Source organism: Deltaproteobacteria bacterium, from assembly GCA_022340465.1.
Classification (GTDB): domain Bacteria; phylum Desulfobacterota; class Desulfobacteria; order Desulfobacterales; family B30-G6; genus JAJDNW01.
The window spans coordinates 1-14,119 of record JAJDNW010000034.1 but is presented as its reverse complement, the minus strand read 5'-3'; the positions used below and the strand labels follow the sequence as shown (position 1 = coordinate 14,119).

Genomic DNA, 14,119 nt, shown 5'->3' with positions numbered 1-14,119 from the left:
AACCTTCATCACGAAATCACGAAACGTTGAAAACACGAAAAGCGAAAAGGTAGTTTCGTGTTTTCAAGGTTTCGTGCTTTCGTGATTATATTTTGTCTTTTTCTTAAGGCATTTAGCATTGCCTTTTAAAATTTATCCATTTACGGAAAAACTGCTGTTGTAGTTGATCTCCCGGTTTCGCGAGAAAAAACCCACGTCGATCTGGCGTCCGATATGGGGCAGGGTGTACTGCAGGGGTTCCTTGTCATGGTCGAGACCCTTTTCACACTTGTCGATCAGTTCGGCCATCATGGCGCCCGCTACGGGGGCATTTTTGTACTGGTTGCCGCTGGAGCCGATGGCCATGTAAAATCCCTGCATGCTCGATTTGTCATAGATGGGGATCCAGTCGTCGGAGCAGTCGTACAGGTCGCACACGCCCCGTGGCTGGTTGGGGATGGCCATGTCCGGTACGCGGCGGGCGCAGCGGTAGGTCTGGGCCTGCCACTGCTCGGCGGTCAGCTGGTTGTTGCGTCTGTAGGACGATTCCTTGCCGGCGTAGAACAGGTCCGGGTCGACCCATTCCTGGGGATCACAGTCAGGGTCTTCGCTGCCGATCAAGAACATGTTGCCTGCCTCCGGTCTGTAGTAGCAGCCGATGTCACCGTCCGACGTGTGGTAGCCGTCATTCAGGTAGTCGTACCCTTCCGGTGACGGGCAGTGCATGACCTCGTGGCGCAGGGCCTTGGTTTTGATATTGCATCCCTCGTAAACGCCCTCGGCCATTTGATTGATTTTGTGGGAGTGCGGCCCACCCACGTTCACCACGACCGGTGCATCGATTTGCGTTCCGTCCTTCAGGGTGATGCCCAGGACCCGGTTGTTTTCACTGCGTACGGCCGCGACTTCGGCCTGGAATATAAACTCGGCGCCCCTGGCCTCGGCCGCCCGCATGATGTTGTGGGCCGAGAGCGCAGGATCGCTCATGTAGCCGCCTTCCGGACAGAACAGGGCTCCCTCTAGCATCCTTTCGGGTTCCTTGAAAAAATCGGGATCCTCCGGGCGCTTCACCGGCCAGAACTCGTGCATGTCGTACACGGGGACCATTTCTTTGATTTTGGCGACATCCCATTCTTCGTATTGGACGCCGACGACATCGTAGTTGTTTTTGACCTTTTGCCAGTCGTGCCCCTGGGATTTTATCAGAAGGGAGCCCGTGTTCATGTATTTAGCCAGGCCTTTTTCGTCCTGGACGTTCCCGAGGTAGTTTTCCCATTCCAGCCAGTACTTGAACCCTTCGTAGGCCATGGCCACGCCGTCCACGGTGGAGTAATGGGCGCGGACAATGGCACAGGAGGCTGCGGTGGACCCCTCTCCGGCATCGGACAGCTTGTCCACGTTGAGCGTTTTGTATCCCATTTTGGCCAGTTCATAGCCGATGGGGCAACCGATAACACCCGCCCCGATAATGATTGCATCGTATTTTTTCGTCATGATCTTTCCCCCTTTTATGGCTGTAGAGTGGTGTCAACCCAGTTTTCGAAAGCGTTGCTGCCGGCCGGTTTCAGGCTGAATTCACGCCCGGCGTGCATGATCGCCGCAACCATGTCCCCGGCGTACCCCCTCGAGCAGGTCAAAAGAATTCCCGGCATGTTTCCGGCTTTTTCCGCGAGAACGATCTGGCAGGGCACGTGGGAAAAAGGTGCCTGAATCAATGCGGGGGCCGCAAGCGAAGGATCGAGGAAGTCGATGGCCGACAATTTTTCGGCGATCGAAAAAACCTCTCTGCCCACGAGCGCCAGGAACAGGGTCGCGTCCGTTGTTTCGGTGAAGGCGGTTTCAGCGGGCATCTCGGCGCTTGCACCCGCGATCTGCCACACGGAAGCCTGGGTGCGGTTCATGCGGTTGACCAGAGCACCTTTTTCAAACCGGCATTGACCGGGCGTCTCGGGTATGTCCAGGCCCAGCGGTTTAATGTCGGACAACCGGCTGCCCTGAACATCCCAGCGGGGCCGGTGGCTTAGGTCGATGACCCAGGGGCCGGGACCTTCGGATTCGTATTCCATAATGACACGCCAGTGGTTCTGTGTTTCCACCTGCATGGCTTCCCGCGGAAAAATCACCGGAGACAGTCTCTCCATATCGATCATCAGTAATACCTCGCTGCCTGAATAAATCCGTCCAAAGCGGAATTTAATATCCAAATAATCAATACGCAATGTCCAGTTATCAATATTTCAAATGCGTTATACTGGTTGCTTTGACTTGGGCATTGATTATTCATCTCGCAATACAATCTGCCTGGTAACCTGCCCAATGGCAGCTCCCGAGCTTCAGCTTCGCAACCTCACCCCCTCCGGGTCGTAAAAGGGCATCGGCATCACGGTTGCACTGATCAACTGCCCCTGGCACTCGTCTTCGTAGATGGAAATCTCGGTTCCGGCGGCATTCAAAGGGTCTTCCACCAGGGCCATACCGACGACTTCTTTCAGCGTATGACTGTAGCGTGCGATGCAGACATGCCCGCGAATGCGCTCGTCGACGATGATGGAGCCGTCCTTGGGCGGGGTCGCTGTGTCTTTCATTTTGAAACCGGTGAGCTTCAGGCGTTTCTTCTGGTTCTCTGTCTGCTGCAGGGCCACGGCGCCGACGGTTTCCGCAGCCGGTTTGCCCCGGTCCCAGAGGAAACCGAGTCCGACGTCGTGCAGGGTGGTGCGCTGATCGGACTCCGAACCGATGATCAGGTGCCCCTTCTCCATTCTGAGAATATTCTGGGCCTCCAATCCGAAGTTGGCGATGCCGAGGGGCTTGCCGGCCTCGGCCAGGGCGCGCCACACGGCCTGCATCCAAGAACTCGGAATGTGCAGTTCGTATGAAAGTTCGCCCACAAAGCCGAGCCGCATGGCCCGCACCGGGATGCCTTCCAGCACCTCCAATTCACGGTAGGCGGCGAACGGGAAGGCGTCATTGGAAATGTCGGCGTCGGTTATGGCCGACAGGACCTCCCGGGCCTTCGGGCCGGCGAGGTTGATGACGCCGAATGCGTCGGTGAGGTTCACCAGGTTGAAATCCCAACCGTCGTAGCGGGTGTGGTAGCGGAACCATGCCACGGTGTCGCCTGCCCTGGCGGTGGAGGTCGTAAGGTAGTAATCGTTCTCTCCCGTTTTGACGACCACACCGTCATCGATGATGCAGCCGTCCTGGTTGCACATGGCGGAGTACTTGATTTTGCCGGGGGCGATTTTGGACATGTCGCCGACGTAGACCCGCTGCAGCGCCTTGAGGGCGTCCGGGCCGAAAATCCGGAATTTCCCCAGCGTGGTGGCGTCCAACATACCGACATTGGTGCGGACATTTTCGACTTCCTGCCGGCAGGAAAAATCGTCGGAAAAGTACCTGGCCCGGTTCCACACGCCGACCCTGCGCATAATGCCGCCGTCCCTTTCCTGGTCTGCGTGCATGGGGGTGCGTTTGCTCATATCGTGATTGGTCCCGGCGTACGTGGCCATCAGCGTCGGGGCCAGGGGCGCCCGCATGGTCGTTGGCCGGGTGACGGCGCCGTGGCCGGCATGGTACTGGGCGACCAGCAGCGGCAGGTTGTGGCCGGGGATGCCGCTCTGACCGGGGCCGGTGCCTGCGGCCGTAAAGCGTTTGATCAGTTCGGTGGCATCGAAGCCCATGGCGAGGGCCTGCTTGATGTTTTTGACGGTCGTGTCCTCATCGAAGCAGATGAAAGCCTTGCGCCCCTTTACGGGAGCCATGACAAGCCGGCAGCCCCGGTCCGCTGCGGGAAGGTTTTCCATCGTTTCCCGTGCAGCGGTCAATGCGGCCTCAGTATCCCTGCCGCAGGATGATGCTGCCGCGAGTCCGGCCGCCCTGCCTGACGCTTCGATTGCCAGGGGATCGTTCAATCCCAAAAGACGCCCCGCGGCAAAGAGTCCCTCCGGCAGCTTCCGCGGCAGGAAAAAACCGGTTTGGTGGTCGAAGGAAAGTTCGGCCTGTGCCAGGGCCAGGGGGCCGGTCACCGGCGTCATGCCGGCCGAGGCCACCAGAAGGTCGCAAGCAACCGTTTTTTTGAAGGTGCCCTGCAGCGTGGACAGGTCCACCGCCTTCAGGGGGCCGCCATGGGCTTCGGTGGCAACCCAGCCCCTCAAGAGGGGGATGTCCCTTTCTTCCAGGGCGGAGGCCAGTCCGGCGTTGGGCGTGCCCTCCCGAATATCTGCAACGGCGGCCACGTCGACGCCGGCGTCGCAAAGATCGATGGCCGCTTCCAGCCCCATATCGTGCGCGATGCTGAAAACCGCGCTTTTACCCGGCAGGATGCCGTAGGTGTTGGCCATGCGGTGTGCGCAGCCGATTTGCATGACGCCGGGGCGCTCGTTGTTCTCAAACAGCAGGGGGCGTTCGATGCAGCCGGTGGCCACGACAACGCTGTTGGCGCGGATTTCGATATAGCGCTCATCGAAGGGGTCGCTTTCACCTCCTTTTTGAAAAGCGGTGATCAGGTGGTTGCTGTAGGCGCCCACCATGGCGGTGTGTTTGAACACACGGATGTCGGGCATGGCCTTAAGGCGCGACTCCAGTTCACGGGCCTTTTCGAAAAGGGAAAGGTCGTTGTCGAACGCTGTCAGCCGGTAGTCGAAACAGCCGCCGAGAAAAGGCCTGGCTTCCAGGAGAATGACCCGCAAGCCGCTTTCCGCGGCTGCAAGCGCGGCCGCCATTCCGGCCGGGCCACCGCCGATGACACACACATCGGTAGTGGGAAAAATCTCGTCGTATGTTCCGGGCATCTGGAAGCCCGGTTCGATTTTGCCTAAACCGGCCGCCTTGCGCACCTGCTTGAGGGCGATGGGCCAGATGCGGGCGGGCTTGTGCATGGTGCGGTAGTAAAAGCCGGCCGGCATGGCGCGGTCGAGGCTGTCCATGAAGCCCATTGCATCCAGCTCCGGGGATCCTTTGACGTTCTGCGCTTTTACGTGCATCCCGTTTTTCAAAAGCGTCTTTTCGGTGTTGACGTTGGGGATGCCGTTTACCGCCATGCAGGTGTTGCTGCATTCGCCGTCCAGGCTGTACAGGCCCCGCGGGCGATGATATTTAAGGCTGCGGGAATAGATGCGGATGCCGTTGGCAAAAAGAGCGGAGGCAACCGTGTCGCCCTCGAAGCCGGTGAAGGTTTTCTTTTTATAAGTAAACGTGAGGGGCCGGCCGGTGTCGACCCTCACCGTCGGCTGGTGTTGGAGCCTGCTCATTTTCTGGCCTCCGATGACTTTTAGCTCCCCGCTACTTGTCTACGCAAATCAAATGTGTTGCAGGGATAGAAAATTTTTTACTTATGTAAAATAGCGACGTAGTCGCGTTTCATAAAATCGTGGCACACGATTTTATTCCACTTCAAGATTAATACGTGTGTCCCGCTGAGTGGTGAACCAGATGCCGCACCCGTCCTTGTGGCACCACCATTCCTTTTGAACGCCGGCGACACAGCGGTTCATGTGCACATATTCACACCACGCTTCCGGAGAAAGCCCGAAATCGTCGGGTTGCGGTCCCTTGTCCTCACCGCCGTACCTGAATTCGTAGCCGTTGCGTTTACCGCATATCGGGCAGGTCAGTGTGAGCGCCATGGTAAATGCCTCCTTATCGGGTGATACGTTTTCAAAATGTCTTCAAGTAGATAAATGAGCCGTCGGGGTGTTTTTTGGTCATCTCCGCCTGCGCGGGGATGGCGAGGGTTCTAAGCTAAAACTCCCCGGTCCTTCAACTAATTGGCTCCGACAACATGGGGTAGTGGCGTGCAGCAGTAATGTCTATCTTTTTGCTATAGGGCTACCCATTACGCCAACACCCCAAATTTTTTATTCTCCCATGCCTCCCTATATAATCTTGAGGTGCCGCACCCTTAGTTGTCCGCCGTGTATGTCACCAGTGCGGCGGTTTCTCCCATCAAACGGTGTTTGGCGTAGCGCCCCAGGTGGAACGGTTTGAGAATGTCCGGGCATTCACCCGTAGCCATGAATTGGGCCAGGTATTTGCCGTTGGCCGTGCAGGACTTGAAGCCGAAATACCCCCAGCCGCAGTTCAGGAAAAAGCCCTCGATGGCGTTGTTGCCGTCCATGATGGGGGCCATGTCCGGGGTCATGTCCGCCAGCCCCGACCAGTGACGCATGAATTTCACGCCTTTGAGGCAGGGAAGCATCTGGGTGATGGCCTGGGCTTGATGCCGAATGTAATATGCGGTTGTCTGGGTGGTGTAATTGGGCCAGGCGTCCATGTGGGCGCCGGTGGCGATCTCCCCCTTGAGCGTCTGATTGGCGTAGACGTGGTAAGCACCGGAAGAGATGACGTGGTTCAGGAGCGGCTTCAGGGGCTGTGTGACCATGGCCTGGATGTTCAGCACGCTGATGGGCAGTTTGATGCCCAGCATCTGATACGCGAGGGCTGCGGTGTACCCGCCGGCCGTCAGCAGAACCCGTGGTGTGTTTATCCTCCCTTTTTGCGTGTCCACTGAGACGATCTTGCCTTTTGCGACGTTGATGCCGGTCACTTCCGTTTGCTGGTGGATGTGGCAGCCGTATTTGGCGGCACCCTTGGCAAGGCCCCAGACAACGGCATCGTGGCGGACGATGCCGCCGGGCGGGTGGTACATGGCGCCCATGATCGGGAAGGTGATCTCTTCTGAAATGTTGAGGGCCGGCATCATCTCCTTGCAGGTCTTGGCATCGATCAGGTGGCTTTCAACGCCCTGAAACTGGGCGCTGGCGACGTTCATCCTGGCGGCATTGACGGCGGCCTCGCTGTGCAGGAGGTTCAGGTTGCCGCAGTTGAAAAACATGAGATTGTAGTCGAGTTCCTTGGTCAGTACGGGCCAAAGGTCGAGGGCTTCCTTGTACAGGGGAACGTTTTCCTGGGTCCTCTGGTTGGCCCGCACGATAGCCGTGTTGCGCCCTGCCCCGCCAAATCCGATGTATCTCTTTTCCAGGACGGCAATGTTCTGCATGCCCTGGTGACGGGCCAGAAAGTAGGCGGTTGCAAGGCCGTGCAGCCCCCCCCCGATGATGACCGCATCGTAACTTCTCTTCAACCGGGGCGGTTTGCCCCACAACGGTTTGTTTCTGTCAAGCATGGTCGCTTCCTGTTTGGGGTGATGATGGGTGTTGCGTTTCAAGATGCGATCACTCTACGGCAATGAAATAAAACCTGTCAAGTGAAAAAAGCGAAATGTCATTCAAAGGGCTTGACAATCGTCAGCGCCTGTTCGATAAAAAGAATTATCGATCAGGTGGGCAGCGTCAAAAATATTATAAACATCTATATAATAAGAAAATATTCGTTTAAACCCTGTTGCCGCCCCCGCTTTTCCTGTTGAGGGGTGTCCATGTCATTCCGTTTTGCCAATTTGAATGTTTTTATTTCATCGTGTCGTTCAACCCATCTTCAGGAAGCATGAATGGATAACCGATCATCGCAAGCAACCATCAAGGCCATTGTCGAGCAGCATCCGTCCCTGACACCGAAAGGGCGTATTCTCGGCAGCTATATCATGGAAAACCCGCGTAAGGCCGTTTTCATGACCACGAAGGAACTTGCCGAAACATGCCGTGTAAGTGAAGCCACGGTCGTACGTTTTGTCAGTCAACTGGGCTTCAGCGGCTACAGCGCTTTTCGGCAGGCCCTGAGGGATTTTGTCGATACGGACTTGAGTCTGTTGGACCGCAAAGACCTCTCCGGCCTGAAGGGCCCTGACGCGAACCGGCTGCACCGCGTGATGGTTGAGGAGATGGACAACCTCCAATATTTTTTCGAGATTGCCGACATGGAGGCCCTGGCCGAGGCGGTGTCCGCCGTGGAAGAGAGTGGGTACGTCTATGTGGTGGGGTCGAGGCTGTCCTACACATTCGCGTACTACCTGGGGTGGTCGCTGACCAAGATCCGGCAAAATGTGCAAATTCTCAAAGGCAGCGACAGCACCGCCATCGACTGGCTCACCATCGCCCCCGCCGACTGCCTGGTCGTCATCATCGCCACCGCCCGCTACCCCAACGAGTTGATACGCCTCGGCAGGCTCGTGCACCGTTTGGGGAAAAAACTGATGGTCATTGCCGACAGCAGCCTCTGCCCCCTGGTCCGGTTGGCCGATCTCTCGCTGGTCGCACCCAGCAAAAACATTCCCTTCATCGGAAGCCCCACGACGATCTCCTGCATTATCAACTACCTGGTCCAGGAGCTGGCCAGCCGGGACGGGGACCGTCTGGAAGAGCACCAGCGGAGGCTCGAGAAGGTGTACGCGGAAAACGACGTGCTTTTCAATCTGAAGAAAACCGACCGGAGCGGATCGCCTTGAAAAATCAGCCTGAGGAAATGCCGGCCGCAGCAGTGCGGTCCCCTCTACTGGAAGTGCCGTTGGGTGGCATCGGTTTTATGCTGGCCATGACTGTGTGTTTCTCCACCCTGGACGCTTCCGCCAAATTCATAACCGGCGAACTGTCCCTGTGGATGGTGATGTGGGGGCGGTACTTTTTTCACCTGTTGTTCATCGCGGTCTTTTTCCTGCGGGGGGCGCCTCGGGAAATAGTGTCGACCCGCAATCTGAAAATGCAGGTTTTGCGATCTTCCTTGATATTCTGTGCCGGTGTCACCTTCTGGGCCGGGCTGATCTATCTGCCACTGGCGGAGTGCACGGTCATCGCGTTTATTTCACCGCTGCTGGTGACCATCCTCTCGGTCATATTCTTAGGCGAAAAATTCGGTTCGTACCGGTGGATTGTCGCGGTTGCGGGGCTTGCGGGTGTTCTGCTTGTCGTCAGGCCGGGAGCAGGCATCGTTCACTGGGCGGTGATTCTGCCGGTGCTGTCGGCACTTTTCTATGCGACGCTGCAGATAACCACCCGGATTCTGGGCATGCGGGACAAAGCATTGACAACGCTTTTTTACACATGCACATGCGGGCTTGTCTTTTCGAGCGTCATGGCGGCGTTTTTTTGGCAGACGCCCAGTCCGGTCCAATGGCTGCTGTTGATGTGGCTGGGACTGGTCGGGGCCGCCGGTCATTTTTTCATGATCAGGGCATTCGAGCGGGCGCCGGCGTCTCTGCTGGCGTCGTTCGATTACGCGACCCTTGTCTGGGCCGTGCTGTTCGGCTTCTTTCTCTTCGGCGACCTGCCGGATGGGTGGACGGTGGTGGGAGCCATGATCATCGTTTCCAGCGGCGCTTACCTGATCCGGCGGGAAAAGCGGGCGGTTATACCAAAGACCTACCCCGCTCAAACCCTGTGAGGCCTGACCCGGCAGAATCTATCAAGTAATCAAGCCTTCAGAACCTGTTGAGGTTAAAGAAGGCAAAAACCATCAGCGGAGGCACCCATGCGACATTGGTTAAAGATCACTCTTTGGGGCTTGGCGGGCATCGTCATCACTGCCTGTATTGGAATCGTGTGGTTTGCGGGGAAGACGGGCCCCATCGGGTCCGGCTTTGTGGCCAAATATCTGTGCTCGAGCACGTTCATCTCCCATCGCGACCCCGAAACCGTTTTCACCGAGGATGTGGAACCGGCCAACCCCCTGGCCGCCTTCGCCGGCTATACCATCGACCATGATGAAAAATCGGTCACCGGCAGCCTGTACGGCATGTTTAAACTGAAAGCCATTTATCGCGAGGGGTGCGGATGCTCACTGGTGGTCGGAACAACCGCCGAAACGATGCGCCGTCAGAAGCTTGTCGCGCCCGACTTTGCGAAAAACCGGCCGGTGCATCGCGGGGACCTCCTCTGGCCTGCGGGAAGCCGGGCAGCCGATATCAGCCAAATCGAAGGTGTCGATGCGGCCAAAATCGACGCCGCCATCGATGCGGCTTTTGCCGAAGCCACCCCTGACAACCTGCGCAAGACCCGGGCCGTGGTGGTGGTTTATGACGGCAAGCTTATTTCCGAACGGTATGCCCCGGGTTTTAACAAGGATATGCCGCTCCTGGGATGGTCCATGAGCAAGAGTGTCACCAATGCCCTGGTGGGCATTCTGGTAAGGGAAGGTAAACTGGACATCATGCAGCCGGCACCGGTGCCGGAATGGCAGGCGGCCGGCGACCCCCGTAGGCGGATAACCCTGGACCAGCTTTTACGCATGAGCAGCGGTCTGGCTTTCGAGGAGGTGTATGGACCGCTGGCCGATGCCACGGACATGCTTTTCGGGAGTTATGATTTTGCCGCCTTTGCCGCGGCCAAGCCGCTCGAGACGGAACCGGACGGCAAATGGTCCTACTCCAGCGGAACGGCTAATATCGTGGCCCGCATTGTCCGTCAGACGATCGAGAAAGAGGATCTGTATTACTATCGGTTTCTCTACCGGGAGCTGTTCGACAGGATCGGCATGTACAGCGCCATCCTGGAGCCGGATGCATCCGGGACCTTTGTGGGCTCCTCATACGCCCATGCGACGCCCAGAGACTGGGCCCGGTTCGGCCTGCTCTACCTCCGGGACGGCGTGTGGGCGGGTGAGCGCGTTCTGCCGAAGGGTTGGGTGGCCTACACCACCACGCCGACGCCAACAGCACCCATGGGAGAATACGGGGCTCTTTTCTGGTTGAATGCGGGCAACCCGAGCAACCCGGAAGACCGGCGATGGGTGCACGCCCCACGCGACGAGTACGAGGCTTCGGGTTTTCAGGAGCAGAAGGTTATCATCATTCCATCGAAAAAACTGGTGCTGGTGCGTTTCGGAGCTACAAGCCACCGCCCGGCCTGGAGTACGGACGAGTTCATCCGCAATATTCTGGCCGCATTTTCTTGAGCCGAGAAAGCGAGTGCATTCCTCGCAGCTTGCTGCGGGGGATCTTCAATCCCGGTCCGATTTCCCACACGGGGCCCGGTCTTTGTGCCTTTTGGGTGGACAGCTCTTTTTCGACACCTTTAGCCGCATTTAGCCCCTTTTAAACGCCCGCATGTGGCCCGGCCGGAGTTCACCGCTTTCCAGGACGATGCACATGTTGCGCCATACGTTCAGGTTGTGGTCGGTTTCCTCCTTGCCGGCCCTCTTCACCAGCATTTCGTAGAGGGGTCCTTTCATTTGCTCGTATTCTTTACGGGCCAATTCGGCGTACCACGGGTTCCTGTCCTTGAGCACGACTTCCGTAAAACCCGTTTCTTCGAGCGTTCGGGCATAGGCTTCCGGCGGGGCCATGTCGAAGCTCAACCCCTCTGATTCGACATACCGCTGCATATCGGCCGAAGGAGGCCCTTGGTCGCAGCGCATCCAGTCGGAGGCGGCAAAAACGCCGGCCGGCTTCAGAACCCGAAAAACATCCTCGAACAGGGCTTTTTTGTCCGGAATGTGTATCATGGCATCCTTGCTGAACGCCACGTCGAAGGTTTCGTCGCCAAAGGGGAGGGGCCCGGGGTCGACCAGCCGGTATTCGATGCGGTCCGACAGCCCGTGTTCAACTGCCCGCCGGCGGCTTTTTTCGATCACCGGTTTCTCGACGTCGATGCCGACAACCTTTGCCGCCTGATAGTCACGCACCAGCAGGATATCCACGCCGCCGACCCCGCAGCCGATGTCCAGCACCCTGCAGCCGGCGAGATCGATCCCCTCCAAAACCAGGGCGACCTCCTCCGGGCCTCCCGGGGACAGGAAGCCCTCCCCCCAGACCGTTTCCAGCAGCGCGACCAGCCGGTCGTGATATTCGACGCTTTCCTCTGAAGCCATTATGTACTCCTCTCGCATTAGATCCTAACCCGGATAAATCAAAAATAATAAGATCTTATATCAAAATGCTAAACAATTTCAAATGATCCGATACCAAATACTTGCGACGTCTGGTTGTTTTTTCGTCATTCCCGCACAGACGGGGCATGCAGTGAAGTGTCAGCGCTATCCAGAAAGTGATTAGATATGGTCTTTTTCGTGTTTTTTGGACTTTCGTGTTATCGTGATAAGTGATCTTTATATTTTCCGGGTTATCCGGGTTGGATTATGGCGGAACAAAGGCACTGCTTGATTGCGGCCTGAATTTGATGTAATCATTCTCATCATTCCTGAGCACAAAAATCGAGGAAGGAGGCATGCATGGGACTTTACGACTTCACCGTTTATGACATGATTTGCCGCAGTGCCGCCGGCAGTGCGGAGAAAGAGGCCGTCGTCTTCAACTCGGAGCGCTTGACCTACCCGGCGTTTAAAGAAAGATGCGATCGACTGGCGGCCGGGTTGACGGCAGCCGGGATTCAGCAGGGCGACCGGCTGGGTGTGGTCGGCCACAACAGCTCCGATTACCTGGTTCTCTACGGTGCGGCCGCGAAGATCGGCGCCATCGTCCTGGCCGTAAACTGGCGGTTTCAGGAGGAGGAAATTTTTTTCGTTCTGAACGACTGCAAACCGCGATTGGTTTTTGCAGGGCAGCCTTACGGTGACGTGGTTGCCAAGGTTGCCCCGAGAGTGGACGCCATCGAAAAATGCTATGCCATAGGACCCGGAGACCCGTCTGCGGATTTTTTACCATTCAGCGACCTTCTCAGCGAGCAGGGACTGGAACGGACGTACGACATCCCGGCGGACGCCGGGTTTGTCATCATTCACACGGCGGCGGTGGAGGGGGAGCCGCGGGGGGCGCTTTTAAGCCAGGCCAATATCGTATACAGCAGCATGATAACCCAGTTACGCTACCATCTGACAGAGAAGGACTGCCACATCTGTATTCTGCCGCTGTTTCACATTGCCGGGCTTTCCCTGGCCATGGCTACCATGCACTGTGGCGGCAAGAACGTGGTCCTGGAGCGCTTCAAGCCGGAACAGACCTTGGACGCCATTGAAAAGGAGAAGGGCACCACTTTTTTCAATTTCGCCCCTATCCTTAAAAAGCTGATGGAGGCCTATGAGAAAGGGAACTACGATATAAGCTCCCTCAGACACGTCACCGGCATGGACCACCCCGAAAACATCATGCGCTTTCTCGAACTGGTACCGGGGGTGCAGTATGAAACCGGCTTCGGACAGACCGAGGCCATGGGGGTCAGTGGAGGCCTGATCACCGACCGGCCCGGAAGTGCCGGAAAGCCGACGGCTCTCAGCAATGTCGTTCTTTTGGATGATCTGGACAATGAGGTCCCCACGGGAACCCCCGGCGAAATCTGTGTGCGTTCGCCCACGGTTTTCAAGGGATACTGGGGCCGGGACGAGGACAACGCGTACACGTTTCGCAACGGATGGCACCACACCGGCGACATCGGCAGATTCGACGAGGACGGTTTCCTCTGGTATGTGAAGCGCAAGGCCCAGAAGGAACTGATCAAACCGGGCGGCGAGAACGTGTATCCGGCCGAAGTGGAAAAGGCGATTCTGGGCCACGAGGCGATCGCCGAAGTGAGCGTCATCGGAGTTTCCGACAAACAGTGGGGCGAGGCCATCAAGGCCGTCTGCGTGCTCGAGCCCGGAAAGCGTGTCGACCCGGATGAACTGAAGGCGTATGTGGCTTCGCAGATTGCACGCTATAAAAAGCCCAAGCACGTCGTGTTCGTCGAGACCCTGCCCAAAACAGGGGACGGCGAGATCGACCGGGAAAAGGTGAAGAAAGACCACGGGGCCAAATACTAAGAAAGCGGGCGGACGCCCACGTGCACCGCGATGGTGCCGAACATGAAGCGTTGGTAGCGGATGTGCTCGAGACCTGCCGAGCGCATGACGGCGCAGACTTGTTGCGGGGATAAGAAGGCTTGGGTCGTCTGGGGGAGATAGGTGTAGGCCGAACGGTTGCCGGCCACCGCGTGCCCCAAGAGGGGGATCGCGCGGTTCAGGAAGAACAGGAGCCATGGCCTCAGGGGGCCTTCCGGCGGTGGTGACGTTTCCAGACAGACCACGCGGCCGCCGGGCTTGACGACTCGAGCCTGCTCCCGAAAGGCGCGGGCGGCATCGCTGACATTCCTGATGAGGTACCCGGATGTGACCGCATCGAAACAGGCGTCATCGAAGGGCAGCGACAGCGCGTCGGCGTTCACCCAGGTGACCCGGTTCCCGCCGGGCCGCCGCCTTCCGACCATTATCATTCCGGCGGTGAAATCGGCGCCGACGACCCTGAGGTTTTTTCCCCTTTTCAGGGCGTCGAGGGCGATGCTTCCGGTGCCGGTGCCGACATCCAGTATCCGGCCACCGTCAG

At 57.7% G+C, this 14,119-nt stretch carries 11 protein-coding genes and 2 pseudogenes; 4 read left to right on the top strand and 9 right to left on the bottom strand.

From position 1 onward, the window contains the following. Positions 1 to 132: 132 nt before the first annotated feature. The 7 genes and pseudogenes from LJE94_06515 to LJE94_06485 form a co-directional block, all read right to left on the bottom strand. Complete coding sequence (locus tag LJE94_06515; protein ID MCG6909763.1) at positions 133 to 1,473, bottom strand: FAD-binding oxidoreductase; 1,341 nt, start codon at positions 1,471 to 1,473, stop codon at positions 133 to 135. A 14-nt stretch (positions 1,474 to 1,487) separates the two neighbouring features. Beyond that, complete coding sequence (locus LJE94_06510) at positions 1,488 to 2,129, bottom strand: sarcosine oxidase subunit gamma SoxG (GenBank protein MCG6909762.1); 642 nt, start codon at positions 2,127 to 2,129, stop codon at positions 1,488 to 1,490. A gap of 183 nt (positions 2,130 to 2,312) precedes the next feature. After that, positions 2,313 to 3,740, bottom strand: a complete 1,428-nt coding sequence (locus LJE94_06505; GenBank protein MCG6909761.1) for an aminomethyltransferase family protein — start codon at positions 3,738 to 3,740, stop codon at positions 2,313 to 2,315. 204 nt (positions 3,741 to 3,944) lie between these two features. Further along, positions 3,945 to 4,739, bottom strand: a pseudogene (locus LJE94_06500) (NAD(P)/FAD-dependent oxidoreductase). 201 nt (positions 4,740 to 4,940) lie between these two features. Next, positions 4,941 to 5,228: pseudogene (locus tag LJE94_06495) on the bottom strand ((2Fe-2S)-binding protein). A gap of 132 nt (positions 5,229 to 5,360) precedes the next feature. Continuing rightward, the gene (locus LJE94_06490) at positions 5,361 to 5,603 is read right to left on the bottom strand and encodes a sarcosine oxidase subunit delta (protein MCG6909760.1); all 243 of its coding nucleotides are present in this window, start codon (positions 5,601 to 5,603) and stop codon (positions 5,361 to 5,363) included. Between the two features lie 275 nt (positions 5,604 to 5,878). Continuing rightward, the gene (locus tag LJE94_06485) at positions 5,879 to 7,102 is read right to left on the bottom strand and encodes an FAD-binding oxidoreductase (GenBank protein ID MCG6909759.1); all 1,224 of its coding nucleotides are present in this window, start codon (positions 7,100 to 7,102) and stop codon (positions 5,879 to 5,881) included. 324 nt (positions 7,103 to 7,426) lie between these two features. Here LJE94_06485 and LJE94_06480 point away from each other — a divergent pair, with 324 nt between their 5' ends. The 3 genes from LJE94_06480 to LJE94_06470 all read left to right on the top strand — a co-directional run bounded on the left by LJE94_06480 (position 7,427) and on the right by LJE94_06470 (position 10,761). Further along, complete coding sequence (locus tag LJE94_06480) at positions 7,427 to 8,320, top strand: MurR/RpiR family transcriptional regulator (protein MCG6909758.1); 894 nt, start codon at positions 7,427 to 7,429, stop codon at positions 8,318 to 8,320. Then, a complete protein-coding gene (locus LJE94_06475; GenBank protein ID MCG6909757.1) occupies positions 8,317 to 9,252 on the top strand; it encodes a DMT family transporter in 936 nt (311 codons plus the stop codon). Before LJE94_06480 ends, LJE94_06475 begins: the two co-directional genes overlap by 4 nt. Before the next feature lie 87 nt (positions 9,253 to 9,339). After that, positions 9,340 to 10,761, top strand: a complete 1,422-nt coding sequence (locus tag LJE94_06470; GenBank protein ID MCG6909756.1) for a beta-lactamase family protein — start codon at positions 9,340 to 9,342, stop codon at positions 10,759 to 10,761. Positions 10,762 to 10,890: 129 nt separating this feature from the next. Here LJE94_06470 and LJE94_06465 read toward each other — a convergent pair whose 3' ends face one another. Continuing rightward, positions 10,891 to 11,676, bottom strand: a complete 786-nt coding sequence (locus LJE94_06465) for a methyltransferase domain-containing protein (GenBank protein MCG6909755.1) — start codon at positions 11,674 to 11,676, stop codon at positions 10,891 to 10,893. A gap of 360 nt (positions 11,677 to 12,036) precedes the next feature. On the opposite strand from LJE94_06465, the gene LJE94_06460 reads away from it, so the two are divergent. After that, positions 12,037 to 13,560 (top strand): AMP-binding protein, encoded by a 1,524-nt coding sequence (locus LJE94_06460; GenBank protein MCG6909754.1) that lies wholly within the window; start codon positions 12,037 to 12,039, stop codon positions 13,558 to 13,560. Here LJE94_06460 and LJE94_06455 read toward each other — a convergent pair. Beyond that, positions 13,557 to 14,119, bottom strand: a 563-nt coding sequence (locus tag LJE94_06455) for a ubiquinone/menaquinone biosynthesis methyltransferase (GenBank protein MCG6909753.1), incomplete at its 5' end; no start/stop codon positions are given. The two genes, LJE94_06460 and LJE94_06455, sit on opposite strands and share 4 nt — an antisense overlap.

Coding starts and splice junctions, on each gene's coding strand:
- LJE94_06515 (MCG6909763.1), bottom strand. CDS start 1,473: ATGACGAAAAAATACGATGCAATCATTATCGGGGCGGGTGTTATCGGT.
- LJE94_06510 (MCG6909762.1), bottom strand. CDS start 2,129: ATGATCGATATGGAGAGACTGTCTCCGGTGATTTTTCCGCGGGAAGCC.
- LJE94_06505 (MCG6909761.1), bottom strand. CDS start 3,740: ATGGCTCCCGTAAAGGGGCGCAAGGCTTTCATCTGCTTCGATGAGGAC.
- LJE94_06490 (MCG6909760.1), bottom strand. CDS start 5,603: ATGGCGCTCACACTGACCTGCCCGATATGCGGTAAACGCAACGGCTAC.
- LJE94_06485 (MCG6909759.1), bottom strand. CDS start 7,102: ATGCTTGACAGAAACAAACCGTTGTGGGGCAAACCGCCCCGGTTGAAG.
- LJE94_06480 (MCG6909758.1), top strand. CDS start 7,427: ATGGATAACCGATCATCGCAAGCAACCATCAAGGCCATTGTCGAGCAG.
- LJE94_06470 (MCG6909756.1), top strand. CDS start 9,340: ATGCGACATTGGTTAAAGATCACTCTTTGGGGCTTGGCGGGCATCGTC.
- LJE94_06465 (MCG6909755.1), bottom strand. CDS start 11,676: ATGGCTTCAGAGGAAAGCGTCGAATATCACGACCGGCTGGTCGCGCTG.
- LJE94_06460 (MCG6909754.1), top strand. CDS start 12,037: ATGGGACTTTACGACTTCACCGTTTATGACATGATTTGCCGCAGTGCC.